General features: G+C 69.8%; 26 protein-coding genes. 20 read left to right on the top strand and 6 right to left on the bottom strand.

The annotated features are described in order from the left end of the window. Window positions 1-12: 12 nt before the first annotated feature. Window positions 13-1,152 (top strand): FUSC family protein, encoded by a 1,140-nt coding sequence (locus IEY81_RS16980; protein WP_189119674.1) that lies wholly within the window; start codon window positions 13-15, stop codon window positions 1,150-1,152. On the opposite strand, the gene IEY81_RS16975 is transcribed toward IEY81_RS16980, so the two are convergent. Further along, window positions 1,149-2,276: a glutamate--cysteine ligase gene (locus tag IEY81_RS16975; protein ID WP_189119673.1), complete on the bottom strand. Its 1,128-nt coding sequence runs from the start codon at window positions 2,274-2,276 to the stop codon at window positions 1,149-1,151. The genes IEY81_RS16980 and IEY81_RS16975 overlap by 4 nt on opposite strands. 82 nt (window positions 2,277-2,358) lie before the next feature. Between IEY81_RS16975 and IEY81_RS16970 the strand changes: the two genes are divergently transcribed. Then, a complete protein-coding gene (locus IEY81_RS16970; protein ID WP_229787940.1) occupies window positions 2,359-3,681 on the top strand; it encodes a threonine/serine exporter family protein in 1,323 nt (440 codons plus the stop codon). A 7-nt stretch (window positions 3,682-3,688) separates the two neighbouring features. Here IEY81_RS16970 and IEY81_RS16965 read toward each other — a convergent pair whose 3' ends face one another. The 3 genes from IEY81_RS16965 to IEY81_RS16955 form a co-directional block, all read right to left on the bottom strand. Next, window positions 3,689-4,219: a DUF402 domain-containing protein gene (locus IEY81_RS16965; protein ID WP_189119671.1), complete on the bottom strand. Its 531-nt coding sequence runs from the start codon at window positions 4,217-4,219 to the stop codon at window positions 3,689-3,691. A 265-nt stretch (window positions 4,220-4,484) separates the two neighbouring features. Next, on the bottom strand, window positions 4,485-5,321 hold the full coding sequence (locus tag IEY81_RS16960) for an SDR family NAD(P)-dependent oxidoreductase (RefSeq protein WP_189119670.1): 837 nt from the start codon (window positions 5,319-5,321) through the stop codon (window positions 4,485-4,487). Continuing rightward, window positions 5,318-6,844, bottom strand: coding sequence for a flavin-containing monooxygenase (locus IEY81_RS16955; protein WP_189119669.1), 1,527 nt, complete (start codon window positions 6,842-6,844; stop codon window positions 5,318-5,320). The genes IEY81_RS16960 and IEY81_RS16955 overlap by 4 nt, the downstream gene beginning before the upstream one ends. A gap of 48 nt (window positions 6,845-6,892) precedes the next feature. Between IEY81_RS16955 and IEY81_RS16950 the strand changes: the two genes are divergently transcribed. The 3 genes from IEY81_RS16950 (at window position 6,893) to IEY81_RS16940 (ending at window position 9,117) form a co-directional block, all read left to right on the top strand. Further along, window positions 6,893-7,474 carry a TetR/AcrR family transcriptional regulator gene (locus tag IEY81_RS16950; protein ID WP_229787939.1) on the top strand — a complete coding sequence of 194 codons (582 nt, stop codon included), beginning with the start codon at window positions 6,893-6,895 and terminating at the stop codon, window positions 7,472-7,474. A 75-nt stretch (window positions 7,475-7,549) separates the two neighbouring features. Further along, the gene (locus IEY81_RS16945) at window positions 7,550-8,050 is read left to right on the top strand and encodes a SigE family RNA polymerase sigma factor (RefSeq protein ID WP_189119668.1); all 501 of its coding nucleotides are present in this window, start codon (window positions 7,550-7,552) and stop codon (window positions 8,048-8,050) included. After that, window positions 8,047-9,117: a nitrate- and nitrite sensing domain-containing protein gene (locus tag IEY81_RS16940; protein WP_189119667.1), complete on the top strand. Its 1,071-nt coding sequence runs from the start codon at window positions 8,047-8,049 to the stop codon at window positions 9,115-9,117. The genes IEY81_RS16945 and IEY81_RS16940 overlap by 4 nt, the downstream gene beginning before the upstream one ends. Before the next feature lie 114 nt (window positions 9,118-9,231). Here IEY81_RS16940 and rocD read toward each other — a convergent pair whose 3' ends face one another. Continuing rightward, window positions 9,232-10,470, bottom strand: a complete 1,239-nt coding sequence (rocD, locus tag IEY81_RS16935; protein ID WP_229787938.1) for an ornithine--oxo-acid transaminase — start codon at window positions 10,468-10,470, stop codon at window positions 9,232-9,234. Between the two features lie 263 nt (window positions 10,471-10,733). Between rocD and IEY81_RS16930 the strand changes: the two genes are divergently transcribed. The 5 genes from IEY81_RS16930 to glmM all read left to right on the top strand — a co-directional run bounded on the left by IEY81_RS16930 (window position 10,734) and on the right by glmM (window position 15,150). Further along, the gene (locus IEY81_RS16930; RefSeq protein ID WP_189119666.1) at window positions 10,734-12,215 is read left to right on the top strand and encodes a hypothetical protein; all 1,482 of its coding nucleotides are present in this window, start codon (window positions 10,734-10,736) and stop codon (window positions 12,213-12,215) included. Continuing rightward, the gene (locus IEY81_RS16925) at window positions 12,212-12,439 is read left to right on the top strand and encodes a hypothetical protein (RefSeq protein ID WP_189119665.1); all 228 of its coding nucleotides are present in this window, start codon (window positions 12,212-12,214) and stop codon (window positions 12,437-12,439) included. The genes IEY81_RS16930 and IEY81_RS16925 overlap by 4 nt, the downstream gene beginning before the upstream one ends. Window positions 12,440-12,732: 293 nt before the next feature. Continuing rightward, on the top strand, window positions 12,733-13,176 hold the full coding sequence (gene rplM / locus IEY81_RS16920) for a 50S ribosomal protein L13 (RefSeq protein WP_008362447.1): 444 nt from the start codon (window positions 12,733-12,735) through the stop codon (window positions 13,174-13,176). A gap of 14 nt (window positions 13,177-13,190) precedes the next feature. Next, window positions 13,191-13,691 carry a 30S ribosomal protein S9 gene (gene rpsI, locus IEY81_RS16915; protein WP_189119664.1) on the top strand — a complete coding sequence of 167 codons (501 nt, stop codon included), beginning with the start codon at window positions 13,191-13,193 and terminating at the stop codon, window positions 13,689-13,691. Window positions 13,692-13,794: 103 nt separating this feature from the next. Beyond that, a complete protein-coding gene (gene glmM / locus IEY81_RS16910) occupies window positions 13,795-15,150 on the top strand; it encodes a phosphoglucosamine mutase (RefSeq protein WP_189119663.1) in 1,356 nt (451 codons plus the stop codon). 62 nt (window positions 15,151-15,212) lie between these two features. On the opposite strand, the gene coaA is transcribed toward glmM, so the two are convergent. After that, window positions 15,213-16,178 carry a type I pantothenate kinase gene (gene coaA, locus IEY81_RS16905; protein WP_189119662.1) on the bottom strand — a complete coding sequence of 322 codons (966 nt, stop codon included), beginning with the start codon at window positions 16,176-16,178 and terminating at the stop codon, window positions 15,213-15,215. Window positions 16,179-16,248: 70 nt separating this feature from the next. Between coaA and glmS the strand changes: the two genes are divergently transcribed. The 10 genes from glmS to tsaD all read left to right on the top strand — a co-directional run bounded on the left by glmS (window position 16,249) and on the right by tsaD (window position 25,935). After that, the gene (gene glmS / locus IEY81_RS16900; RefSeq protein WP_189119661.1) at window positions 16,249-18,093 is read left to right on the top strand and encodes a glutamine--fructose-6-phosphate transaminase (isomerizing); all 1,845 of its coding nucleotides are present in this window, start codon (window positions 16,249-16,251) and stop codon (window positions 18,091-18,093) included. Continuing rightward, window positions 18,093-18,446: a holo-ACP synthase gene (locus tag IEY81_RS16895; protein WP_189119660.1), complete on the top strand. Its 354-nt coding sequence runs from the start codon at window positions 18,093-18,095 to the stop codon at window positions 18,444-18,446. The genes glmS and IEY81_RS16895 overlap by 1 nt, the downstream gene beginning before the upstream one ends. A gap of 21 nt (window positions 18,447-18,467) precedes the next feature. After that, window positions 18,468-19,895 (top strand): bifunctional ADP-dependent NAD(P)H-hydrate dehydratase/NAD(P)H-hydrate epimerase, encoded by a 1,428-nt coding sequence (locus tag IEY81_RS16890; protein ID WP_189119659.1) that lies wholly within the window; start codon window positions 18,468-18,470, stop codon window positions 19,893-19,895. A gap of 29 nt (window positions 19,896-19,924) precedes the next feature. Then, window positions 19,925-21,103: an alanine racemase gene (gene alr, locus IEY81_RS16885; RefSeq protein ID WP_189119658.1), complete on the top strand. Its 1,179-nt coding sequence runs from the start codon at window positions 19,925-19,927 to the stop codon at window positions 21,101-21,103. Continuing rightward, complete coding sequence (locus IEY81_RS16880; RefSeq protein WP_189119657.1) at window positions 21,100-22,194, top strand: alpha/beta fold hydrolase; 1,095 nt, start codon at window positions 21,100-21,102, stop codon at window positions 22,192-22,194. The genes alr and IEY81_RS16880 overlap by 4 nt, the downstream gene beginning before the upstream one ends. Next, the gene (gene tsaE, locus IEY81_RS16875; protein ID WP_189119656.1) at window positions 22,191-23,135 is read left to right on the top strand and encodes a tRNA (adenosine(37)-N6)-threonylcarbamoyltransferase complex ATPase subunit type 1 TsaE; all 945 of its coding nucleotides are present in this window, start codon (window positions 22,191-22,193) and stop codon (window positions 23,133-23,135) included. The genes IEY81_RS16880 and tsaE overlap by 4 nt, the downstream gene beginning before the upstream one ends. Window positions 23,136-23,157: 22 nt before the next feature. Continuing rightward, window positions 23,158-23,844 carry a tRNA (adenosine(37)-N6)-threonylcarbamoyltransferase complex dimerization subunit type 1 TsaB gene (tsaB, locus tag IEY81_RS16870; RefSeq protein WP_189119655.1) on the top strand — a complete coding sequence of 229 codons (687 nt, stop codon included), beginning with the start codon at window positions 23,158-23,160 and terminating at the stop codon, window positions 23,842-23,844. Continuing rightward, complete coding sequence (gene rimI / locus IEY81_RS16865; protein WP_189119654.1) at window positions 23,841-24,293, top strand: ribosomal protein S18-alanine N-acetyltransferase; 453 nt, start codon at window positions 23,841-23,843, stop codon at window positions 24,291-24,293. Before tsaB ends, rimI begins: the two co-directional genes overlap by 4 nt. Before the next feature lie 21 nt (window positions 24,294-24,314). After that, window positions 24,315-24,707, top strand: a complete 393-nt coding sequence (locus IEY81_RS16860) for a hypothetical protein (RefSeq protein WP_189119653.1) — start codon at window positions 24,315-24,317, stop codon at window positions 24,705-24,707. Between the two features lie 166 nt (window positions 24,708-24,873). Continuing rightward, the gene (tsaD, locus tag IEY81_RS16855; RefSeq protein ID WP_189119652.1) at window positions 24,874-25,935 is read left to right on the top strand and encodes a tRNA (adenosine(37)-N6)-threonylcarbamoyltransferase complex transferase subunit TsaD; all 1,062 of its coding nucleotides are present in this window, start codon (window positions 24,874-24,876) and stop codon (window positions 25,933-25,935) included. Window positions 25,936-26,043 lie beyond the last annotated feature (108 nt).

Here is a 26,043-nt window from a genome sequence, read left to right as displayed (position 1 = left end):
TAAGATCTGCGCATGGCGTTCACTGCTTCACGGGTCTCACGTGAGCAGGTGCGCTCCGACGTACGCAGGCGGTTGGCGCGGCTGAGGTCGAAGCGGTGGCACGTGCTGCAGGCCGCAGGCGCGGCCGGGGTGGCGTGGTTCATCGCGGCCGGCCTGCTCGGCCACGTGCAGCCGGTCTTCGCGCCGATCGCCGCGGTCGTCAGCCTCGGCACCTCCTACGGGCAGCGGCTGCGGCGGGTCACCGAGGTGACGATCGGGGTCGCCCTCGGCGTCTTCCTCGGCGACATCGTCGTGCAGATCATCGGCGAGGGCGCCTGGCAGATGACCCTGGTCGTCGCGATGGCCATGGTCGTCGGCATCTTCATCTCCTCCGGTCAGGTCTTCCGCAACCAGGCCGCGGTGCAGTCGATCTTCGTGATGGGGCTGCTGCCGACGCCCGGCGCGGCCTTCACCCGCTGGACCGACGCGCTGATCGGCGGTGCGGTCGCGCTGGTCGCCGCCTCCATCGTGCCCGCCGCGCCGCTGCGGCGACCGGGCGAGCAGGCGGCGGTCGTGGCCAAGAAGATCGCCTCGCTGCTGCGGGCCGGCGGCCAGGTGATGCTCGACGCCGACGCCGTCTACGGGCTCAAGGTCCTCGCCGACGCCCGCGCCACCGACCCGTTGATCCGCGAGCTGCAGGACGCCGCCGAGGAGGGCATGTCCGTGCTCACCTCCTCGCCGTTCCGGTTCCGACATCGCAGCCACGTCCACCGGGTCGCCGAGCTCGTCGAACCGCTCGACCGCGCCCTGCGGAGCACCCGCGTGATGGTGCGAAGGGCAGCCGTCTCGGCCTACCGCGGCGACATCGTGCCTGAGGAGTACTACCGGCTGGCCTTCGGCATCGCCGACGCCGTCGACGTCGTCGAGGCCGAGCTCGCTGCCGGGCGCAGCCCCGACGGGCTCAGCGAGGAGGCCAGGGCCGTGCTGCTCCACATCGGTGAGCAGACGGGCCTGGTGCAGCGCTCCGACTCGCTCAACGCCGAGGTGATCCTCGTCCAGCTCCGCTCGATCATCGTCGACCTGCTCGGGGTCACCGGGATGGGGCAGTTCGAGGCGACCGACGCCCTGCCGCCGCTGCCGCCACGCGGCTCCGAGGGCTCCGACGGCTCCTAGAGCGACCCGCGCAGGTCACGTACGACCGAGTCGACGACCGCGACCAGATCGCCCTCGGTGGAGGCCGCGATCGCACGCTGGCGCTGGTAAGAGGCGCCTTGGCGGATGATGTCGTGCACGCCGGCCAGCTCCTTCTCACAGCCCAGCCGCGCGGCCACCGGCTCGAGCCGGGTCAGCAGGTCGGCGAGGTCGTCGGTGACCAGCCGCTCCTCGGAGGCGTCGTTGAGGATCACGATGGCGTCCAGGCCGTAACGGGCCGCCCGCCACTTGTTCTCCTGGACGTGCCACGGCGGCATCGTCGCCACCGGCTCCCCGGCGGCCACCCGCTGGTCGAGGTCGACGCAGAGACAGTGGGCGAGCGCGGCGATCGCGGCCAGCTCGTCGACCTTGGCGATCCCGTCGCAGATCCGGTTCTCGATCGTGCCGAGCTTCGGCGAGGGCCGGATGTCCCAGCGCACCTCGCTGATGTCCTCGATCACGCCGGTGACCGTCTGGTCCGAGACGTACGCCTCGAACTCCTGCCACGTCGAGAACTGGAACGGCAGCCCGGCGGTCGGCAACTGCTGGAACATCAGCGCCCGGTTGGACGCGTAACCGGTGTCGACGCCGGCCCAGATCGGCGAGGAGGCGCTCAGCGCCTGGAAGTGCGGGTAGTAGGTGAGCAGGCCGTTGAGCACGGGCAGCACCCGATCGCGCTCGGGGAGGCCGACATGTACGTGCACGCCCCAGATGAGCATCTGCCGGCCCCACCACTGGGTGCGGTCGATGAGCTCCTGGTAACGATGGCCGGCGGAGAGCTCCTGCGTCGTCCAGGACGCGAACGGGTGGGTGCCGGCGCCGAAGAGGTCGACCCCGAGATCGTCTCCGGCCTCGGCCACCCCGGCGGTCGTCGCCCGGATCTGGTCGACGGCCTCCTCGACCGTCTCACAGATGCCGGTGACGATCTCGACGGTGTTGCGCAGCAGCTCCTTGTGGATGCGTTCGGGGCTCGGGACCCGGGCCTTGGCCCGCGCGAAGAGGTGGTCGGCGACGTTGACCAGGTCACGTGTCTCACGGTCGACGAGCGCGAGCTCCCACTCGACGCCGAGGGTCGGCCGAGGGGAGGGATGGAAGTCGATCCGCATGTTCTGAGCGTCCCTTGCGAACGTCCGTTTGTCGAGCATCGTGAATGCCTGTCGTTCGCCTTTGCAATGGCACCATTTGACGGTGGACGCGCGCGAGGTGAACCTGACTCTGGACTTCTGCCTACGCGTCGGTGAGCTCCTGATGTCGACCGGTGCCGGGGCTGCTGACGTGACCGCGACGATGAGGTCGCTCTCCCAGCATCTGGGCTTGCGCGGGGCCGAGGTCGACGTCACCTACACGAGCCTCGCGATGAGCTATCAGGCCGACCCCGAGGCGATCCCGATCCACACCACCCGCCAGGTGAAGAACCGGACCACCGACTACGACCACCTGACCGCCGTCGACCACCTGGTCCGCAAGATCGTCAGCAACGAGATCGACCTCCAGGGTGCGCGGATCGAGCTCGGCCGCATCGTCTCGGGCGGCCACCGGCGTCCGCGATGGGCGGTCACGCTCGGCATCGCCATGATGGCGGGCACGATCACGATCTATCTCGGTGGTGACCTTCGCGTCGCCACCCTGGCCCTCATCTCCGGTGCCGCGATCGACCAGCTCCAGTACTTCATGTCACGCCGCTGGGAGCTGCCGTTGTTCTACCTGCAGGTCGCCGGCGCCGGGCTGGCCACCTTGATCGCGGTCGTCGCCGCGACCCTGCCCCTGAACCTCGACGTCTCCAGCTCGATCACGGCCAACATCACCGTGATGCTGGCGGGCATCGCGTTCATGGGTGCGTTGCAGGATGCCTTGACAGGTTTCCACGTCACCGCCAGTGCCCGGATCATGGAGGCGCTGGTCTCCACCGCGGGCATCATCGCCGGTGTCACGGGTGGTCTCGTGTTCGCGGGAGCGATCGGCGTGGACATCGTGGCCTCGGTGTCGACCGGCGCCAGCTCGCTCCAGTCGATCACCGTCTCCGTCCTGGGCGGCGCTGCCGCCGCGGCCTCCTTCGCGTACGCCGCTTACGCTCCTCCCCGCACCCTGATCCCGATCGCGTTCGTGGCCGCCGGTGCCGTGGCCCTCTCGGTGGCGGTGCCCGGCGACGTGGGGCGCACCTGGCGGGTCGCCGTCGCGTCCCTGTTCGTCGGTCTGGTGGCCTACTCGGTCGCATCCCGGCTGAAGGTGCCGCCGCTGGTCATCGTCGTCTCCGGAGCCGTGCCGTTCCTGCCCGGCTACTCCATCTACCGAGGTCTCTCCATGCTCGCGCAGGAGACCCCGGCGACCACCTCGGTCGGCCTGGTGGCGCTCTTCACCGCCGCCTCGGTCGCGCTGGCGCTGGCCTCCGGCGTGATCCTGGGTGAATACATCGCCCAGCCGCTACAGCGGCGGGCCTGGCGCATCGAGACGCGGCTCTCGGGCCCGCGCCTGGTTGGACCGCTGCGACGTTCCACGAAGTCGGGCGGGTGAGCGACGGTCATCGATGGCGGCCCAGCGCCTCGAACCAGCGCTCAGGGGTGGTGTCGTACGGCGCCCGGCCCTCCTTGACCGCCAGGAAGACGCGCTCGGCGGAGTCCTCGGCCATCGAGATGATCTCGGGCGGGTAGCCGTACTCGAGCTGGTGCTGCTCGAACTCGTCCTCGTCGACGATGTAGGCGTTGCCGTCGAACTTCCTGACCACGTCGAGGTCGAGGTCGATGCAGGTCAGCGTGGAGTCCTGCCACACCGGCGGGGTGCACATGTCGACGTAGATCTCCGAGCTGACCTTGTCGTTGGGCCGGTTGAACGCCGCGTAGTGGGCGGCGTCGCGGTGCGGCACCACGCTCACCGAAGCCCAGTCGGCCACCCAGCCCCGGCCCGGCCGGGCGAACGCGGTGCCGACCGGGTGACCCAGCCACTCGCCGTGCTCGTCCTCACCGAGATAGATCCCGTCGAAGCCCCAGTGAGGCTTGTTGCCCCACTTCGTCATCTCGACCCGGACCTGAGTGCCTGCCTCGAAGCGTGCCATGGGGCCAATCTGCCACGACCGGCTACGGTCGCGCGCCCGGAATCCGGTGGTCTCCCCGGCGGTCGAGCTCAGGTATCGGTGGTCGAGCCTGTCGAGACCCACGCGGTCGAACGAAGCGCTAACGAGCCGTGTTGGTCTCGACACGCTCGCTGGCGCTCGCGGCTCGACCGACGGCGGACGGGAATCCGCGCTGGTCGAGCCGCCGGAGCCGCTAGGCGAAGGCGTGTCGAGACCAACACAGCCGGCTCGAACGCGACGTCCAGCCTCAGTGATTCTTCTTGGGCATCACGTACTTCGCGCCGAAGGCGATCAGGTCCTGGTAGCGCGAGCCGGTGAACTTGCCGAAGTTGTGGATGACGTGGGCGTCGAGGCCGACGAGCACGCGGGCCTGCTTCTTCTCGATGCCCTTGATGATGATCTCGGCGGCGCGCTCGGGCTCCATCTTGGCGAGCTTCTCGTCGAAGAACTTCGCGGTCGCGGCCTGGTCGTCCTTGGCCGAGACGCGGGCGGAGCGGGCCACGGCCGTCTTGATGCCGCCGGGGTGGACCGAGGTGACGCCGACGTTGTGGCCGTCGATGAGCATCTCCTCGCGCAGGGCCTCGGTGAAGCCGCGGACGGCGTACTTCGCGGCGTTGTAGAACGCCTGGTCGGGCATCGAGACGAGACCGAACAGCGAGGAGATGTTGATGATGTGGGCGTCGCCGGACTCGATCAGGGCGGGGAGGAAGAACTTCGTGCCGTGCACGACGCCCCACCAGTCGATGCCGATGATCCAGTCGATGTCCTCCCAGTCGAGGTCGTTGATGCGGCCCGAGAGCGCGACGCCGGCGTTGTTGATCACCAGGTTGACGGTGCCGAAGTGGTCGATGACCGTCTGGGCGTACGTCCGGAAGGCCTCGCGGTCGGCGACGTCGAGCCGGTCCGACCTGATCTCCCGGGCGCCGGCCTGCTTGGCCAGGTCGACGGTCTCGGCCAAGCCTGCCTCGTTGACGTCGGAGAGGGCGAGCCGGGCGCCACGGCCGGCGAGGTCGACCGCGAGGGCGCGGCCGATGCCGGAGCCGGCTCCGGTGAGTACGACTACCTTGTCGTCGAAGGACTTCATGCGGGGACACTCTCCTCATCGGTGGTCGAGACCGTCGAGGCTGCGGTCACGACGTACTTGTCGACATCGAACTTGCTGGTCAGGTGGCGGAACAGGAAGGTGAAGCTCGGCCACAGGGTGGTGTTGCGGCCGTGCTCGTCGAGATACCACGACGCGCAGCCGCCGTCGGACCAGACCGTGTCGGCCATCTTGCGCTGCAGGTCGTCGTTCCAGGCCGAGGTGGCGTCCTCGGTGGGCTCGACGGTGGCGTACGCATTGGTACGCATCGTGCGGATCGCGTCGCGGATGTAGGCCACCTGCGACTCGATGATGAAGACCATCGAGGAGTGGCCCAGGCCGGTGTTGGGGCCGACCACGAAGAAGAGGTTGGGGAACTCGGGGACGGTGGTGCCCTTGTAGGCGCTCATCCCGACCTCGGCGAACCGCTCGGCCATGGTGCGGCCCTTGCTGCCGGTGATCGCGTGCGCGATGGGCAGGTCGGTGGTGTAGAAGCCGGTCGCCACGACCAGGACGTCGATCTCTCGGCTGGTGCCGTCCTTGGCGACGACCGCGTTCTCGCTGACCCGCTCGATGCCGTCGGTGATGAGGTCGACGTTGTCGGAGTCCAGCGCGGGGTAGTAGGCGTTGGAGATCAGCGTGCGCTTGCAGCCGAGGGTGTAGTCGGGGGTCACCTTGCGGCGCAGCTCGGGGTCCTTGATGCCGCGGCGGATGTTGTTGCGGGCCATCAGCTCGTGGGCCTTGGTGAGCTTCGGCTGCACGGCGAGGCCGAGGACACGGACCTCGAGGCCCCAGTAGACCGCCGCGCGTGCGGCGCGCTGGAGGCCGGGCACGTGACGGAAGGCGGCCTTCTCGAGCTTGGAGTAGCGGTGCTCGTTGCGGGGGAGGACCCAGGGTGGGGTGCGCTGGTAGACGTCGAGGTGCGCGGCCTTCTTCTGGATCTCCGGGACGATCTGGATCGCGCTCGCACCCGTGCCGATCACCGCGACGCGCTTGCCGGTGAGGTCGACGTCGTGGTTCCACTTCGCGGAGTGGAAGATCTCGCCCTGGAAGTCGCCGATGCCCTCGATGTCGGGCAGCCGCGGCTCGCTGAGCGCGCCGGGGCCGGCGATGAGGGTGGTCGCTGCGTACGTCTTCGCGCCGGTCGGGCCCTCGGTCTCGACGAGCCAGCGCTGGCGGGTCTCGTCCCAGGTCGCGGCGGTCATCGCGGTGTCGAAGACGAAACGGTCCAGCGTGCCCGACTCGTCGGCGACCTTGTTGATGTAGGCCTCGATCTCCGGCTGGGGAGAGAAGCTCATCGACCAGTCGGGGTTGAGCGCGAAGGAGTAGCTGTAGAGCTGGCTGGGCACGTCGCAGGCGGCGCCGGGGTAGGTGTTGTCGCGCCAGGTCCCGCCGACGCCGGACCCCTTCTCGATGACGACGAAGTCGCGCTCGCCGTCCTCCTCGAGCTTGATCGCCGCGCACAGGCCTCCGAAGCCGGCACCGACGATCAGGTGGTCGACATGGGTGAGGTCAGCAGTGGTCATACCGAGAGTATTCTTGCCTATTGAACGTCTGTCAATAGACTGGTCGACATGAGCCAACGGACGAGACTGACGCCCGAGCAGCGCCGCGAGCAGCTGCTCGACCTGGGCATTCGCCTCTTCGCCCACCACTCGCTGGACGAGATGTCCATCGACCTGGTGGCGCGCGAGGCCGGCATCTCGCGCGGGCTGCTCTACCACTACTTCGGCGACAAGACGGCCTTCCGCGAGGCGGTCGTGAGGCGTGCGGCCGAGGCCCTCGTCGCCCAGACCGAGCCGCCGGCGACCGGGGAACCGGTCGAGCGGCTGCTGCACTCGATGGCCGCCTATGTCGACTTCGTCGACGCCAACTACGAGGGCTACGTCTCCATGGTCCGGGGCGCGGCCAGCGACCCGGTGCTGCGCGAGATCTACGACGACGCCTTCGGGGCGCTCGGGGGTCGCATCTTCGAGGCAGCCCCCGACTTCGTACCCGACACTCCCGCCGCTCGCCTGGTCGTCCGCGGCTGGCTGGCGATGTCGGAGGAGCTGGTGCTCTCCTGGAAGAAGGACCCCGCGGGTCTGTCGCGTGAGGATCTCCTCGGTCTCCTGGCCGGATCCCTCCCGATGCTGCTCGACTCGCTGGAGACCTGAGTGCATCCGTCCCAACCGATCGAGAGCCGGCTACGTCAGTAGGGCGTCGGGGGTAGGAACCGGAGGAGGAGACCTTTGAGTCGGGACGAGGAGTTCACTGCCTACGTCAGGGAGAGACGCGCGCATCTGTTTCGCGCGGCCTACCTGCTGTGCGGTGACGAGCACCGCGCCGAGGACATCGTGCAGCTGACGCTGTCGAAGGTGTACGCGGCGTGGCGGAAGGTGCGGAAGGCCGACAGCGTCGACGCCTACGTACGCAGGGTGCTGGTCAACAGCCATCTCGACGAGGGTCGTCGACCGTGGCGGCGTGAGCGGGTGGGCGAGATCGCCGACCGCCCGGCTCCGAGCGGCCCGGCGACCGAGGACGTCGACGAGCTCTGGGCCGCGCTGCGCGCCATTCCTGCAGGTCAGCGCCGCGTCGTGGTGCTGCGCCACTACTGGGGTCTGTCGGTCGAGGAGACCGCTGCGGACCTCGGCATCAGCACCGGCACGGTCAAGAGCCAGACGTCGGCCGCCCTGACCAACCTCCGCCACGCCCTCCGCCCCCACCACGCTCCCCAGGGAGGCCCGCGATGAACACATCCGATGACGTCCTGCTCGGTGAGGGTCTCTACCGCCTCGGCGCCACCGCGCCGGTGCCGCCCTCCGATCCTGCCGACGATCTCCGTCGAGGACGCCGCCGCGCCCTCCGGGGCCGGGTCGTCGCAGCTGCCGGGACCGCCCTGGCAGTCGCGGTCCTCGGCGTCGCCGGTGCTGCGCTGGGGCCGCTGGCCTCCGACCGCGCCGCCGACCCGGCAGGCTCCCCGACCGCACCGTCGAGCACGTCGGTGCGTCAGGCCGAGTCTGTCGTGAAAGCCCTGCCCAGCACGTTCGACCTGGCGATCAACCTGTTGCTCGAGCGCGACGCCGCCGAAGCAGGCGTCCCCGACGTGATCATGAGGCCGCTGCAGGAGCAGACCGATGAGTCCGTCACGACCTGGACCGCGAAGGCGGAGCAGATCGACGTCGAAGCGGACCAGCCGCTCGCGGATGCCATCTCGGTGGCCCGGCGGTCGTTGGATGCCCTGCCGAAGACGCGTACCGACGTCCGCATGCAGGAGACTCTGGTGGAGGGGCTGCTGGCCTACTCGTCGCTCTCCGACAACCTCCTCACGATCTCGACGCTGGTGCCGGTGGTCGGTGATGCCAAGATCGACGCCGAGATCGAGGCGCTGGGTCACTTGCGCCCGGCCTACGAGTCGTTCGGCGCGGAGCGGATCATCATGAGGCGGGCGCTCGCCGAGCGCGAGGTCGCGCAGGCGAATGGCCTCGCGGGCGAGATGCCTCTCAACAAGACACAGCTCGCCGAGCTCAGGGCGGCCGAGGCCACCTGGCGGCGATCGCTCGCGGACTTCTACACCGCGACCTCGGAGGGTCAGCGCAAGGCCCTCGACGAGATCACTCTCGACACCGCGAGCGATGGAGCCATCGGGGTACCCGCCCACCGGGCGGTCAACATCCTGCTGTCGAACGGCAGCCTGGACGGTGTCACGCTCACACCTGACATGTACACGGAGTCCTGCACCGAACTGATCCGCGGGCTGCAGGAGGTCTCCGTCGCGGCAGCGGACGAGGTCGCCGCGGACCTGGCCGCGGTCGACTGATTCGCGCTTCGGCGAGGTGTAACACGCTGTTCGTAAGACTATCCGGTCGTTCTGAACGACCGGATAGTCCGTGTAACAGCGTGTTACACCTCCGCGCTACCTCTGGACGGCGGGTCAGGCCGAGACGGCCGCCTCGAGCTGGTCGAGGGCCCAGTGGAGGTCCTCCTCGGCGATGACCAGCGGCGGCGCGAGGCGGATGGTGGAGCCGTGGGTGTCCTTGGCGAGCACTCCGCGGGCGAGCAGGCGCTCGCAGATCTCACGACCCGTACCGATCGCGGGGTCGATGTCGACGCCGGCCCACAGGCCGCGGGCGCGGAAGCCGACGATGCCCTTGCCGACCATGGCAAGGAGGCGGTCGCTGAGGATGTGGCCGAGCTTCTCGGCGCGGGCCTGGAACTCGCCGGTCTCGAGCAGGTCGATGACCGCGGTGCCGACGGCGCAGGCGAGCGGGTTGCCGCCGAAGGTGGAGCCGTGCTGGCCCGGCCCGATGACGCCGAGCACGTCGCGGTCGGCGACGACCGCCGAGACCGGGACGATGCCGCCGCCGAGGGCCTTGCCGAGGATGTACATGTCCGGCTTCACGCCGGCGTGGTCGCAGGCGAACGTGTAACCGGTACGTCCCAGGCCGGCCTGGATCTCGTCGGCGGCGAAGAGCACGTTCTCTCGGGTGCACAGCTCGCGCAGGCCGGTCAGGAAGTCGTCGGCGGGGATGACGACCCCGGACTCGCCCTGGATCGGCTCGACCAGGACGGCCACGGTGTTGGGGGTGATGGCCGCCTCGATCGCGGCCAGGTCGGCGTAGGGGACCATCACGAAGCCGGGGGCGAACGGGCCGAAGCCGTCGCGTGCGTCGGCGTCGTCGGAGAACCCGACGATGGTGGTGGTGCGGCCGTGGAAGTTGCCGCCCATCACGATGATCTCGGCCTTGTCGGCTGGAACGCCCTTGACGTCGTAGCCCCATTTGCGGGCGACCTTGATCGCGGTCTCGACCGCCTCGGCGCCGGTGTTCATCGGCAGCACCATGTCCTTGCCGCACATCGCGGCCAGGCGGCCGGTGAACTCGGCGAACTGGTCGTGCACGAACGCACGCGAGGTCAGGGTGACCTTGTCGAGCTGCTCACGGGCCGCCGCGAGGAGCGCCGGGTGCCCGTGACCGAAGTTCAGGGCGCTGTAACCGGCCAGCATGTCCAGGCAGCGGCGACCGTCCACGTCGGTGACCCAGGCACCCTCGGCGTGGCTGATGACCACCTCGAGGGGGTGGTAGTTGTGCGCGGAGTGCGCCTCGGCGGCCGCGAAGGCGGCGGGGGTCAGGCTGGTCGCAGCGGTGTCCTGGGCCTCGTTGAGCAGGGTCATCGCACTCCTCCATCTCGTGGGGCGTCTCGGGGTCACAGTCAGAATCATCTGATTGTCAGACAATCCTACGATCAGGCTACGCCACAAGTCCCATCCCCGTCACCGGCTCGTCCTCGGGTCGGTGACACTGCGGTGAATGCGGCCCTCACAGGTGCATCCGGAGGTATAGGTTTCGCTCAGCCATCTCGGTCTCGCCTCGCGTTCTCTGGCAGCGACGGCGACCCGTCGCCATCTCGGGTGAACGAATTTCGGAGGAACCACAGATGCGCATCCGCGCACTGGTGGCGGCTGCTGCCGTCGCCCTGATCGTGCCGGCGGTGCCGGCCTTCGCGACGGAGATCCCGTCGCCCGCCTCGTATCCGGCGTCGACGGCGACGGCCGAACCGGAGACTGTTCCGGAGCCGACTGTTCCGGAACCGACTGTTTCTGAATCGACTGTTCCGGAGCAGACGATCCCGGGGCCGACCGAATCGGAGCCGACCGAATCGGAGCCGGCCGAATCAGAGTCGACCGATCCGGAGCCGTCCGAGACCACCCCGCTGACCGCGACGGAGACCGGGCCGCTGCTCAACGTCGGCGTCTACATCGACGACGCCCCGCGCCGTAGCGGGGTGTCCCTCTCGGCTCGGATCAACCTCTTCGACCGCCCGTCGGCGGCGGTCGAGGTCGTCTGGCAGTGGGTGGACGAGTCGTCGACGGCGGTCGGCGAGCCGTCCGCCCCGGTGGCGCTGGTGACGGATGAGCAGGGCCAGGCACGCATGACTGTCGTGGCGCCCACCGCCGCCGACGGCTACTACCGCCTCCGCGTCCAGGCGACCGCGACCGCGGACGGCGCGACCGGCTCCGACATCTCCTCGAGCGTCATCGCGCTCGACAACACCCGCCCGTCGTTCACATGGAGCCGCAACCTGACCACCTTCTACCCCTCCAAGGACGGTTACCGAGACACGTTCGCGGTGACCATCAAGGGCGGTTGGGAGCAGTACGGCTACACCGTGCAGGTCCTGAACAGCGCCGGGACGGCGATCCGGACCATCGGCTCCGGCGAGCTGACCTGGAGCGGCTCCGAGGACCTTCTCCACTACGCGCAGCCGAGGTGGAACGGCCTCAACAAGTCGGGCTCCCGGGTCTCAACCGGGACGTACACGATCCGGGCCGTGCTGTCCGACGGTGCCGGGAACAAGACCACGAAGATCACCTCCGTCACGGTCTCCTGGAAGAAGCTGGTCTGGAAGACCTTCTACAAGAAGATCACCCCCAAGGCCGCGCTCGACGCCAAGTACGTCGGCTCCTGCTCCAGCCTCAAGGCGCCCGCACGCAAGGACTGGGCGGGCTCGCGCGGATTCCGGTCCAACGTCAAGTGCCGAGGCGGCAACACCGCGAAGTCGCGGGTGATCACCGACAGCGTGACGTGCCTGCCGAGGTCGTTCGACGGCAACTACCGCAACCTGACGGTGAAGCACTACGGCGGACGGCCGAAGGGCTATTCCAAGGACGTCTACCTGGTGACCCATCTCTACAAGCCGCGCACCTCGGGTGACTGGACGCTGGCGCAGCGCCACCAGTTCGGCAACTCGGTGAAGTGGAAGACGATGGCCTCGGTCGCCAGCCCGAACGCGCTGATCGCCGACCGCAGGTCGACGAAGTACTGCGCCTCGGTCTGGTGGGTCTCCGGCTTGCAGTCGGGTTCGCGCTACGACGTGAAGAAGTACTCGGTCGGCGTGCAGTACCGGGTGCTGGTGTGAGGCTCAGCCGTAAGCTCGTGGCCGTCGTCGCAGCCGTCGTCGCCGCCGGCGTCGTGCTGCTGGCGCTCGTCGGAGGGGTCCTCGGCGCAGTCGTCCTCGGTGGCGACGACGCGCCGGTGAAGGAACCTGCGCAGGAGCTGCCCGCGGTGCCGCGCGAGGGCCCGGCGGTGGCCGAGGTCGACGAGGACGCCTTCGCTCCCGTGGGCGAGGTCGGCGCCGACTGACGGCTGCCGGTCATCGGGAAGCATCGAGACGTACGTCGCCGGGCGCGGTCCTGGCGGCGTACGTCTTGATTTGTCTCGGCTGCGCGGAGACTCGTAACCTAGATCGGTCGTGACTCCTGCCGCGTCCTGATCAGGTTCGATGAGAACCGTCGCACGGTCAGGGGCGCAGATCCGGATGACTGTCGCTGGGACCTCCCGGGGACAGGGCAAGCCGGGCCGTGTTCGTCAGAAGCCACGAAGCACCATCTCGCCCTGCATCCGCTGGGCGGGCACTACGAACTAAGAAGGCACACGTGCGTACTTACGCTCCCAAGCCGGGCGACATCGAGCGCGCCTGGCTCGTGATCGACGCGACCGACGTCCGTCTCGGCCGCCTCGCTGTCCAGGTCGCCGAGCTCCTCCGCGGCAAGCACAAGGCGATCTTCGCGCCCAACGCGGACACCGGCGACTTCGTCATCGTGATCAACGCCGAGAAGGTCTCCCTCTCCGGCAACAAGAAGACCACCAAGCTGGCTTACCGTCACTCGGGCTACCCGGGCGGTCTGACGGCGACCCCGATCGGTGAGGTGCTCGACAAGGACGCTCGCAAGGCGATCGAGAAGGCGGTGTGGGGCATGCTGCCGAAGAACAAGCTCGGCCGTCAGATGCTCAAGAAGCTGAAGGTCTACTCCGGCCCTGAGCACCCGCACGCCGCGCAGCAGGCCGTTCCGTTCGAGATCAAGCAGATCGCCCAGTGAGCCAGGACCAGAACATGACTGAGAACACCGCAGAGGTCGAGGAGACCTTCGAGACCGACGAGCAGGGCCTCGCCTACACCTCCGAGAGCGCCCCGGGCGCCGACGCTCCTGAGCGTCCGGCGACCATCGCTCCGGCTGCCGCCACCGGCCGCCGCAAGGAGTCCGTGGCCCGCGTCCGGATCGTCCCGGGCACCGGCTCGTGGACCATCAACGGTCGCACCATCGAGGACTACTTCCCCAACAAGCTGCACCAGCAGATCGCGAACGAGCCGTTCGCCGCGCTGCAGCTCGAGGGTCGCTTCGACGTGATCGCCCGTATCGACGGCGGCGGCATCGCCGGCCAGGCCGGCGCGCTGCGTCTCGGTGTGGCCCGTGCCCTGAACGACGTCGACGTCGAGGCCAACCGCCCGACGCTGAAGAAGGCCGGTCTGCTGACGCGCGACGCCCGCGTCGTGGAGCGCAAGAAGGCGGGTCTCAAGAAGGCCCGCAAGGCCTCGCAGTTCAGCAAGCGCTGATCGACCACACGATCGCCTAGCATTGTTGGGGTGCCTCGGCTCGCCGAGGCACCCCAACTCTTTTTCGGGCGGGGGCCGACGTACGAAAGAAGGTCACACGGACGTGGCACGCCTTTTCGGCACTGACGGGGTTCGCGGTCTCGCGAACGGCGAGATCCTGACCGCCTCGCTCGCCCAGAACCTGGCGACCTCCGCGGCGCTGGTCCTGACCGAGGAGCTCCGGGGCTCCGGCAGCGGACGCAAACCGCTGGCGGTCGTCGGCAACGACTCACGCATCTCCGGGCAGTTCCTGCAGGCCACCGTCGCCGGTGGCCTGGCCTCGGCGGGCTGCGACGTCATCGACGTCGGCGTGCTGCCGACGCCCGGGGTCGCCTACCTCACCGCGGCCCTGCAAGCCGACCTCGGTGTGGTCATCTCGGCCTCCCACAACCCGATGCCCGACAACGGCATCAAGTTCCTCCAGCGCGGCGGGCACAAGCTCGACGACGAGCTCGAGGACCGGATCGAGGCCCATCTCGAGGAGCCCTGGGACCGCCCGACCGGCGCGTCGGTGGGGCGGATCTCCGCCCACGAGAACCCGGTGGAGACGTACGCAGCCCACCTGGTCTCCACGCTCGAGCAGCGCCTCGACGGCCTCACCGTCGTCGTCGACTGCGCGAACGGCGCAGCGGCGGCGGCGGGCCCGCTCGCCCTGGACCAGGCGGGCGCCAAGGTGATCGCGATCAACGACGCCAACGACGGCCTCTCGATCAACGACGGTGTCGGCTCGACCCACCCGGAGATGCTGCAGAAGGCGGTCGTCGAGCACGGCGCCGACGTCGGATTCGCCTGGGACGGCGACGCCGACCGCTGCCTCGCCGTCGACGGCGACGGCAACCTCGTCGACGGCGACCAGCTGATCGCGATCCTCGCCCTCGGTCTCCACGACTCCGGCCGGCTCCCCGACGACACCGTGGTCGTCACGGTGATGAGCAACCTCGGCTTCGTCAAGGCGATGGACGCGGCGGGCGTCCACGTGAAGCAGACCGCCGTGGGCGACCGCTACGTGCTCGAGGAGATGCGCCGCGGCAGCTACGCCATCGGTGGCGAGCAGTCCGGCCACATCATCATGAGCGAGCACGCCACCACCGGCGACGGCATCCTCACCGCCCTCCACGTGCTGCAGCGGATGACCTCCACCGGCCGCACCCTCGCCGACCTCGCCTCCGTCGTCACCCGCCTCCCGCAGGTCCTGCTCAACGTCAAGGGCGTCGACAAGACCCGCTCCAAGACCGATGACGGACTCCTCGAGGCCATCGCCACCGAGGAGAAGACCCTCGCCGGCTCCGGCCGCATCCTGCTGCGCCCCTCCGGCACCGAGAACCTCGTACGCGTCATGGTCGAGGCCCCTACGCACCACGAGGCCGAGGCGTGCGCCGAGCGGCTCGCTGATGTCGTGCGGGTGCGGCTCGCTTTGTGATCATCCGTCACTCTGGCCCCATGAATACCCGGTCGACCGGGTATCCCTGGAAGACCCGCCCCCTAGATCTTCCGCAACCTCACATACCGCACCGAGTGGTCGCGGTCCTTGCGCAGCACGAGCGTGGCGCGGGAGCGGGTGGGAAGGACGTTCTGGCGGAGGTTGGGGCCGTTGATCTCGTTCCAGATCTCGGTAGCGCGGGTGACGGCCTCGTCGTGGGAGAGCGCGGCGTACTTGGTGAAGTAGGAGGACGGGTCGCGGAAGGCGGTCTCGCGCAGGCGCAGGAAGCGCTCGACGTACCACTGCTTGATGTCGCGGGAGTCGGCGTCGACGAAGACGGAGAAGTCGAAGAAGTCGGAGAGGCCGAGCGAGATGGTGCCGTCGGCGCGGACCCGGGAGGGCTGCAGGACGTTGAGCCCCTCGAGGATGACGATGTCGGGCTTCTTGACGGTGACGGTCTGGTCGGTGACGTCGTAGGTCAGGTGTGAGTAGATCGGCGCGCGCACCTCGTCCTCGCCGGACTTCAGGTCGACGAGGAAGCGGAGCAGCGCTTTGCGGTCGTACGACTCGGGGAAGCCCTTGCGGTCCATCAGGCCGCGGCGCTCGAGCTCGGCGTTGGGGTAGAGGAAGCCGTCGGTGGTGACCAGGGCGACGTTGGGGTGCTCGGGCCAGTGGGCGAGCATCTGCTGGAGCACGCGGGCGGTGGTCGACTTGCCGACCGCGACGGACCCGGCGACCCCGATCACGAACGGCGTACGCTCCGGCATCGTCTTGCCGAGGAACAGCTCCTGCTGGTCGTGGAGCCGGTCCGAGGCGCTGACGTAGAGGCTGAGCAGGCGGCTCAGCGGCAGGTAGACCTCCTCGACCTCGTTGAGGTCGATCTGGTCGCCGAGGCCACGCAGCGACTCGATCTCCGCCTCGGTCAGCGGACTCTCGGTCTCCGTCGCGAGCTCGGCCCATGCGCTGCGGTCGAGCTCCACGTAGGGCGAGGAGACGCGGTCATCGCCGTGTGGCCCGGGGTGTGACATGGCAACGATTGTTACGCACTGTGGCCGCCGCTTCCTGCTGGGGTCCACGAGAGCCGTAGGATCATCGGCCATGTGCGGCATCGTTGGGTACGTCGGAGACCGGTCGGCGCAGGGCGTCGTGATCGATGGCCTGCGGCGTCTGGAGTACCGCGGCTACGACTCGGCCGGGATCGCGCTGATCGCTGACCGGAGGCTGGCCGTCGACAAGCGGGCCGGCAAGCTCGCCAACCTCGAGAAGGCGATCTCCGACACCCCGCTGCCCGCGGCCACCACCGGCATCGGCCACACCCGCTGGGCGACCCACGGCGGCCCGACCGACGACAACGCCCACCCCCACGTCGGCCGCACCGCGCGGGTCGCGGTCGTCCACAACGGCATCATCGAGAACTTCGCGGAGCTGCGCGCGTCCTTGGAGTCCGAGGGCCACGAGTTCGCCTCGCAGACCGACACCGAGGTCGCCGCTCACCTGCTCGAGCGCGAGGTCGTCGGCGGGGCCGACCTGACCGTCGCGATGCAGAAGGTCTGCTCGATCCTCGAGGGTGCCTTCACCTTCGTCGCGATCGACGCCGAGGACCCCTCGCGCGTCGTCGCCGCCCGCCGCAACAGCCCGCTCGTGGTCGGCCTGGGCGAGGGCGAGTCGTTCCTCGGCTCCGACGTCGCCGCCTTCATCGAGCACACCCGCGAGGCGCTGGAGCTCGACCAGGACCAGGTCGTCACGATCTCCCGCGAGGGCGCCACCGTCACCAACTTCGACGGCACCCCGGCCGAGGGCCGCCGCTTCCACGTCGACTGGGACCTCGCCGCCGCCGAGAAGGACGGCCACGACTGGTTCATGCGCAAGGAGATCCTGGAGCAGCCGCGGGCCGTGGCCGACTCGCTGCTGGGGCGGCGTACGGCCTCGGGGTCGCTCCACCTCGACGAGATGCGCCTGGCCGACGACGAGCTGCGCGAGGTCACCAAGATCATCATCATCGCCGCGGGGACGTCTTTCTACGCGGGCATGGTGGCGAAGTACGCCATCGAGCACTGGTGCCGCATCTCGGTCGAGGTCGAGCTGGCCTCGGAGTTCCGCTACCGCGACCCGATCCTCGACAACTCCACCCTCGTCGTCGCCATCTCGCAGTCCGGCGAGACCGCCGACACCCTGCAGGCGATCCGCCACGCGCGCTCGCAGCGCTCCAAGGTGCTGGCGATCTGCAACACCAACGGCTCCACGATCCCGCGCGAGTCCGACGCGGTCATCTACACCCACGCCGGCCCGGAGATCGGCGTCGCGTCCACCAAGGGGTACGTCACCCAGCTGGTCGCCTGCTACCTGCTCGCGCTCTACCTGGCGCAGGTCAAGGGCACCATGTACGGCGACGAGATCGACGGCGTGATGACCCAGCTCGAGGCGATGCCCGCCGCGGTCGAGCAGGTGCTGGAGACGGCGCCGGAGGTCTACGAGCTCGCCAAGGAGTACGCCGACCGCCGGGCGTTCCTGTTCCTGGGCCGTCACGCCGGCTACCCGGTCGCGCTCGAGGGTGCGCTCAAGCTCAAGGAGCTCGCCTACCTGCACGCAGAGGGGTTCGCCGCCGGTGAGCTCAAGCACGGCCCGATCGCGCTGGTCGACGAGGGCCTGCCGATCTGGTGCATCGTGCCCCCGCGCGGCCGCGACTTCCTCCACGACAAGATGCGCTCCGGGATCATGGAGGTGCGGGCTCGTGGCGCGCGGACCATCGCGCTGGTCGAGGAGGGCGACGACTCGGTCGACGCGGTCTCCGACACGATCATCCGGCTGCCGAAGGTGCCGGTGCTCCTGCAGCCGCTGGTCGCGGTCGTACCTCTCCAGCTCTTCGCCTGCCAGCTCGCCACCGAGCTCGGCTACGACGTCGATCAGCCGCGCAACCTCGCGAAGTCCGTTACGGTCGAGTGATGGCCGTCCTCGGAGTCGGGATCGACGTCTGCGACCTCGCGCGGTTCGAGGAGTCGCTGGAGCGTACGCCGCGGTTGCGGGCGCGGCTCTTCACCGAGGCCGAGGCGACGAAGCCGATGGCCTCGCTGGCCGCCCGGTTCGCCGCCAAGGAGGCGCTCGCCAAGGCGCTCGGCGCGCCGCAGGGGATGGAGTGGCATGACGCCGAGGTGATCTCGGAGGCGTCGGGGCAGCCGCGGTTCGAGCTGCGCGGCACGGTGCTGGAGCAGGCGAGGAAGCTCGGTGTGGCCACCGTCCACCTCTCGCTGTCCCACGACGCCGGCATCGCCTCGGCCATGGTCGTCCTGGAGGACTGAGCGGCCGCGTACGCTGGGGCCATGCGGCGTGCGCACTCGGTCGAGCAGGTCAGAGCGGCAGAGAAGGCCTTGATGGCCGACCTGCCAGAAGGCGCGCTGATGCAGCGCGCGGCGGCCGGTCTGGCGTACGCCATCATCGATTTCCTCCGCGAGCGGGGTCGCGGTGGCGCCTACGGCAGCCGGGTCGCTCTGCTCGTCGGTAGCGGCGACAACGGCGGAGACGCGTTGTACGCCGGGGCGATCCTGGCGCGGCGTGGGGCGCGGGTCGAGGCGGTTCTGCTGTCGGATCGGGCGCACGAGGGTGGGGTTGCTGCTCTGCGTGCTGCTGGGGGGACGGTGGCCTCTGGAGGGGTCTCGACAGGATCGACCTCCGGGGGGACCGATGTTGTTGTCGACGGGATCGTCGGGATCGGCGGGAAGCCAGGGCTGAGGGCGGAGGCCGAGGCGGCGCTGGCGATGTTCGAAGGGGCCCCGGTGGTCTCCGTCGACACCCCGAGCGGGGTCTGCGTCGACACCGGAGAGGTCGACGGGTCGCACGTCAGCGCCGACCTGACGGTCACCTTCGGCACCTACAAGCCGTGTCATCTGCTCGATCCGGCCGCCTCGGCGAGCGGCCGGGTGGAGCTGGTCGACATCGGGCTCGACCTGCCGGCACCGTCCGTGGAGAGCCTGGAGGCCGAGGACGTCGCGGCGCTGGTGCCGCGGCCCGCGCCCGACGGCCACAAGTACACCCGCGGCGTGGTCGGCCTCCGGGTCGGCAGCGCCACCTACCCCGGAGCCGCGCTGCTGGCGGTCTCCGGAGCGAACACCGGCCTGGCCGGGATGGTCCGCTACGTCGGCACCGCCGCGGAGTGGGTCAAGCGCCACAACCCGGAGGTCGTCGGCGACGGCCAGGCACAGGCCTGGGTGGTCGGCTCGGGCAGCGCCGACGGCGCCAACAGCGCGCTCGCGTTCGCGCGGGCCAGCGGCGTACCCCTGGTGATCGACGCCGACAGCCTGCGCGCGCTGACCGGGCCGCTCGGCGTGCCCGCGATCCTGACGCCGCACGCGGGCGAGCTCGCCGCGCTGATCCGGGAGGACCGGGCCGACGTCGAGGCTCGACCGCTGCACTACGCACGGCTCGCGGCCAAGCGCTACCACGCCGTGGTGCTGCTCAAAGGGCGCCGCACGACGATCGCCTCGCCCGACCCCGCCACGCCGGTGCGGGTCAACACCACCGGCACCTCGTGGCTGGCCACCGCCGGCTCGGGCGACGTGCTCGGCGGGCTGATCGGCTCACTGCTCGCCGCCGGGCTCGCGCCGATCGACGCCGCCTCGGCGGGTGCCTGGCTGCACGGCGCGGCGGCGACGCTGGCGAGCGCGGGCGGCCCGGTCACCGCGAGCGGGGTGGCCTCGGCCATCCCGGCGGTGATCCGGTCGCTTCCCGCAGTCTCGCCCCGTTCCCGGTGAACAGCGGTTCGCCAACTACCCTTGACACCATGTCACCGAGCCCAACGACTCGGGCTCCGCTTCGGCGAGCCGAGATCGTCATCGACCTCGCTGCGATCCGCAACAACGTCGCGCGGCTGAGGGAGCACGTGCGTACGCCGTTGATGGCGGTGGTCAAGGCCGACGGCTACGGGCACGGTCTGGTCGAGGCCGGGCGGGCCGCTCGCGAGGGCGGTGCCGAGTGGCTCGGCGTGGCATCGGCCGACGAGGCCCTCGCGCTGCGCGCGGCCGGCGACACCGGCCGTCTGCTCGCCTGGTTGATCATGCCGAGCGAGCCCGCCGAGGAGCTCATCGCCGCCGACATCGACGTCACCGCCTACACGATCGCCGACCTGGAGAAGTTCGCCGCGGCCGGCGACGCACTGGGCAGCATCCCGCGGGTGCAGCTGAAGATCGACACCGGCCTCTCCCGTGGCGGCTCCTCCTTCGCCGAGTGGACCAACATGGTCGCGCGGGCGCGCATCCTGGAGGCCGAGGGGGCGATCCGGGTCACCGGCATCTGGTCCCACTTCGCGTCCAGCGAGGACCCCGACGACCCGGCCAACGAGTCGCAGGAGAAGGTCTTCGCCGAGGCGCTCGCCATCGCCGCCGACGCCGGGCTGCGGCCCGAGGTGCGTCACCTGGCCAACTCCGCGGGCGCCCTGCTGCGCCCCGGCGCCAGATTCGACCTGGTGCGGGTCGGGATCGCGACGTACGGCATCGACCCGGCGCCCGGTGTCGGGGGCTCACCGTGGCCGGAGCTCGGGCTCGTCCCGGCGATGACCGTCCGCGCCGAGCTGGCGATGGTCAAGCAGATCGAGGCCGGTGCGGGCGTCTCCTACAACCACACCTGGGTCGCCGAGGAGCCGACGACGGTCGGGGTCGTCCCGGCCGGCTACGCCGAGGGGATCCAGCGCAGCGCCGGGAACCGTGCCGAGGTGTGGGTCGACGGAGCCCGCCGGCCCGTGCGCGGCACCGTCTGCATGGACCAGGTCGTGATCGACCTCGGGTCCGACGAGGTCGAACCCGGCTCCGAGGTGGTCCTGTGGGGTACTGGTGCCGACGGCGAGCCGACCGCCCAGGACTGGGCGGAGGCGAGCGGGACGATCGCGTACGAGGTCGTCACCCGGATCGGAGGACGGATGAAGCGGCGACACGTCGACACCGAGCAGGAAGGCGCCGACAGATGAGCATCGCAGGACGGATCGGTTCGATCGCGGCCGGCACGTTGGGGGCGGCAGCGGTCGCCGCCGCGGCCCGTGGCGCCGTGGTGGTCAAGAAGCGCCGCCGTGCCATAGAGGAGCGGCCCGAGGACCGGACCCCGCTCGGTACGCTGCGGTCGGCTCCGGTCACCGTGGTCACCTCCGACGGCGTACCTCTCCATGTCGAGGTCGACGAGGTCGACCCCGCCCACGCCCACAAGGGCGGAGCGAGCGGGGTGACGCTGGTCTTCGTGCACGGCTACTGCCTCAACCTCGACTGCTGGCACTTCCAGCGCGCCGCCTACCGCGGCCTGGTGCGGTCGGTCTTCTACGACCAGCGCAGCCACGGCCGCAGCGGCCGGTCCTCCCTCGGCAACGCCACCATCGACCAGCTCGGTGACGACCTGCTCCGCGTGCTGGACGCGGTCGTGCCGGAAGGCCCGGTCATCCTGGTCGGCCACTCGATGGGCGGGATGACGATCGCGGCGCTCGCCGAGGAGCACCCTGAGCTGTTCGCCCCGCGCAGCGAGGACGGCCGGATCATCGGTGTCGCGCTGATCTCCACCACCGCCGGCGGGCTCGACCCGAGCCGGCTGCTCATCCCCGTGCTGCCGGCCAAGCTGGCCGGCGGCATCGCCAACCGCACCGTGCGCACGCTGGCCCGGGGACACTCGGTCGTCGACCGGGTCCGCGCGATGGGTGCCTCGGTGGCGACGGTCTTCACCGACCAGTTCGCCTTCGGAGACGAGGTGCCCGAGGCGTACGTCCGGTTCGTCGACAGCCTGCTCTCGCAGACGCCGTTCGAGGTGGTCGCCGAGTTCTTCCCGGCCTTCCGCTCGCTCGACAAGTTCTCGAGCGTCACCGCGATGGGGCGCGTCCCGACCACGGTCATCTGCGGCACCGCCGACCGGCTCACCGCGATCGGCCACAGCCGCAAGCTGCACTCCTACATCCCGGGGTCGCGGCTCGTCGAGTGCGAGAAGGCCGGCCACATGGTCATCCTCGAACGCCACGGCCAGGTCAACGCCGAGCTCGACCAGCTGCTCGCCGCAGCCACCCGGGATGCGGCCTCGGCATGACGCTCGTCTTCGAGCGGGTCGGACCGGAGGCCGCCGCCGAGGTCCTCGGTGTCGTCCGGGTCGCCTTCTCCGCCCGTCCGCCGCTGGACCCGCCTGCCGACGCCCTGGCCGAGACCGAAGGGTCGATGAAGGAGCGTCTCGCCGGCTTCGGTGGCCTGTTGGCCCGCCTGGACGGGGCCGCTGTCGGCGCGGTCGTCATGGATCCCGTCGACGCGACCATGTGGTTGCGCCGATTCGCCGTCCTGCCTGATCAGCAGGGTCATGGGGTGGCGCACAAGATGGTGACGTACGCCGCCGGCATCGCCCGCGCGCAGGGGCTGGACGACCTCGCCGTGATCGCCCGCGAGGAGCTTCCGGAGACGCTGCGGTTCTGGGAGCGGCAGGGTTTCCGGGAGATCTCCCGCGAGTCCCCGGCGGTGCGGCTCCACCGGCCGCTCAACGAGCACGTCGTCGAGGCGCTCGACGCCGAGGCGATGTTCGAGCTCGGTCACCGGCTGGCCGTGCACGTGACCAACGGCGACGTACTCGTCCTCTCCGGCGGCCTCGGCGCCGGCAAGACCACCTTCACCAAGGGCCTCGGGGCCGGTCTCGGGGTGCGCGGCGAGATCACCTCGCCGACCTTCGTGATCGCCCGGGTGCACCCCTCGACCGTCGGCGGACCGGAGCTCGTTCACGTCGACGCCTACCGGCTCGGTGGGATCGACGAGCTCGACGACCTCGACCTCGACACCGATCTCGACGACGCGGTCACCGTCGTCGAGTGGGGCGAGGGCCTGGCCGAGGGGCTCTCCGAGTCGCGACTGGAGATCCGGATCGTACGTGCCGAGGCCGACGAGGCTCCGTTGGATCTGGTCGAGGCGCCGGACGGTGCGGACCCGCGGCGGGTGGAGATCGTGCCCGTCGGGCCGCGCTGGCACGGCGTGGATCTCAGTGCGCTCTGAGGCGCGCTCTAGGGTGTGAGTTGTGCTTCTCGCCTTTGACACTGCCACGCCGCAGGTGACCGTGGCGCTCCACGACGGTGACGACGTCGTCGCCGAGGTCGTCTCCGATCGCACCATGAAGCACGGTGAGCAGCTCGCGCCGTTGATCTCTGAGGTGCTGGGCACGGCTGGGATCGTGCGGCAGGATCTGACGGCTGTTGCGGTCGGTGCTGGGCCGGGGCCGTTCACCGGGTTGCGGGTCGGGCTGGTCACGGCGCGGACGCTGGGGTTCGCGCTGGAGATTCCGATCTACGCGGCTTGTTCGTTGGATGTGTTGGCCGTGGAGGCTGTTGCTTCTGGGGTGGTCTCGACAAGCTCGACCACCGGTGTGTCGTCGTTCTTCGTGGCTACCGATGCTCGGCGCAAGGAGGTCTATCTGGCCTCGTACGACGAGGATGGGGCGCGGCTGGAGGGGCCTGTGGTCGCTCGGCCGGCGGAGGTCGCGACCTCTGCGCCGGTGGTGGGTGAGGGGGCGCGGCTGTATCCCGATGCGTTCCCGACGCCGGTCGGTCCGCAACGGCCCTCGGCCGGATGGCTGGCGCGGGCTGTTGCCGAGGAGCGGGTCGAGCTGATGGATCCGGAGCCGCTCTACCTGCGCCGCCCCGACGCCATCGAGCAGGCGGCGCTGAAGAAGCAGAAGGCGCCGACGAAGCCGGTGAACCCCAGGTGACCGTACGCCCGGCCGAGCCGGAGGACGTCGAGGTCATCGCCGCGCTGGAGTTCGAGGCGTTCCCCGACGACGCCTGGACGGTCGACTACCTGCAGGTGGCGATCGGGGGGAAGATGCCGACCGTACGGATCCTGGTCGCGGACGGCGAGCAGGACACCGTGGTGGGCCACGCCCTGGTGAGCGTGGTCTACGAGATCGCCGAGCTGCAGCGGATCGCCATCGCCGAGGAGCATCGCCGGCGAGGCATCGGCCGGCTGCTCCTGACCTCGGCGATCGACCTCGCGCGGCGGGAAGGTGCCGACCGGCTCCTGCTCGAGGTGCGCGAGGACAACGCCGGGGCGATCGAGTTCTACGACCGGGCCGGCTTCGTCGAGATCGACCGTCGCGAGCGCTACTACCGCGACGGCGCGACGGGGATCGTGCTGGCGCTGGAGCTGGCGTCGGACTGAACTGTCGGCGGCCAGCAGAGCATGCTGCCTTACGCGGCGGCAGGGTTTGCGGGCATCTACTGGACTCAGGTCGCTCAACGGGTGAACGCCCGAGGTTGGGATGGGTACCTTGCCGTGAGCGAGGACGACCTCTTCTTCCTTCGAGCGTGGTTGGGATTCGAGGAGCTCGCTCGAACGAACGACGACGTCGGTGAAGCGGTCCGGGATCTGTGGCATGACGTCAGGTTCTGGTTCCGCTGCTCGATCGGTCGCGAGCTCACCGACGTCGAGTCGGGTCGCCTCACGGTCCTGCTCGCCGGGCTGTGGGATCGCTTGGCCTCCAGCGATCCGATCGATGCTGACCTCGCGCAACACATCTGGGCCGGTGCCTACTCAGCGCTGCGAGAGGAACAGAGCGACGGCGCGGCTGCCTAGGACCGACCAGCCTGTTCACGCGCTCGTGATCAGACCGGGGTCGCCTCGGGCGAACGAAAATTCGTTCGCCTGCTGACCCACGAACGAATTTTCGTTCGCCTGCGACCGGGCATGTCGCGCCAGGCGGATGCGGGGTCGGACATGGGGGTGAAGGCAGAATGGGGGCATGACTACTGGTGCCCTCGTCGATGAACCCCTGGTCCTCGGCATCGAGACCTCCTGCGACGAGACCGGCGTCGGGATCGTGCGAGGTCGTACGCTGCTCGCCGACGCGATCGCGAGCAGCGTCGAGGAGCACGCTCGCTTCGGAGGGGTCGTCCCCGAGGTCGCGAGCCGGGCGCACCTCGAGGCGATGGTGCCGACCATCGAGCGCGCCTGCGACGAGTCGGGGATCAAGCTCCACGACGTCGACGCGATCGCCGTCACCGCAGGCCCCGGCCTCGCCGGTGCCCTGCTCGTCGGGGTGGCTGCGGCGAAGGCGCTCGCGCTCGGGCTCGACAAGCCGATCTACGGGGTCAACCACCTGGCCTCCCACGTGGCCGTCGACCAGCTCCAGCACGGGCCGCTGCCCGAGCCCTGCGTCGCGATGCTCGTCTCCGGTGGCCACTCCAGCCTGCTCAAGGTCACCGACATCACCGAAGGCGTCGACCCGATGGGTGCCACCATCGACGACGCAGCAGGGGAGGCCTTCGACAAGGTCGCCCGCCTGCTCGGCCTCGGCTTTCCCGGTGGCCCGGTGATCGACCGGACCGCCACCTCCGGCAGCTCGGTCGCCATCGACTTCCCGCGCGGGCTGACCGGCCGCCGCGACCTGGAGCGCCACCGCTTCGACTTCTCCTTCTCCGGCCTCAAGACCGCGGTCGCCCGCTGGATCGAGGCCAAGGAGCGCAGCGGTGAGGCGGTCCCGGTCGCCGACGTCGCCGCCAGCTTCCAGGAGGCGGTGGTCGACGTCCTGGTCAGGAAGGCCCTGGACGCTGCCTCCTCCGAGGGCATCGAGGACATCATCATCGGCGGCGGAGTCGCCGCCAACAGCCGCCTGCGCGTCCTCGCGGAGGAGCGGGCCACCAAGCTCGGCATCCGCGTCCGCGTCCCCCGCCCCGCCCTCTGCACCGACAACGGCGCGATGGTCGCGGCCCTCGGCGCAGAGATGGTCGCACGAGGCCGCACCCCCTCCGCCCTGGACCTCCCCGCCGACTCCTCCCAACCGATCACCTCGGTCCTAGCCTGACCCACAGCCCGGGCGTCTAGCCCCGTCGAGACCTGGTCCGTCGGTGGTCGAGCTTGTCGAGACCTCCCCACAGCGACCGGGTCTCGACAAGCTCGACCTCCGGGTCCA

The organism is Nocardioides luteus (genome assembly GCF_014648595.1).
GTDB lineage: Bacteria > Actinomycetota > Actinomycetes > Propionibacteriales > Nocardioidaceae > Nocardioides > Nocardioides luteus.
Note: the sequence above shows the minus strand (reverse complement) of the source record. Positions and strands in the feature narration are given on the sequence as shown.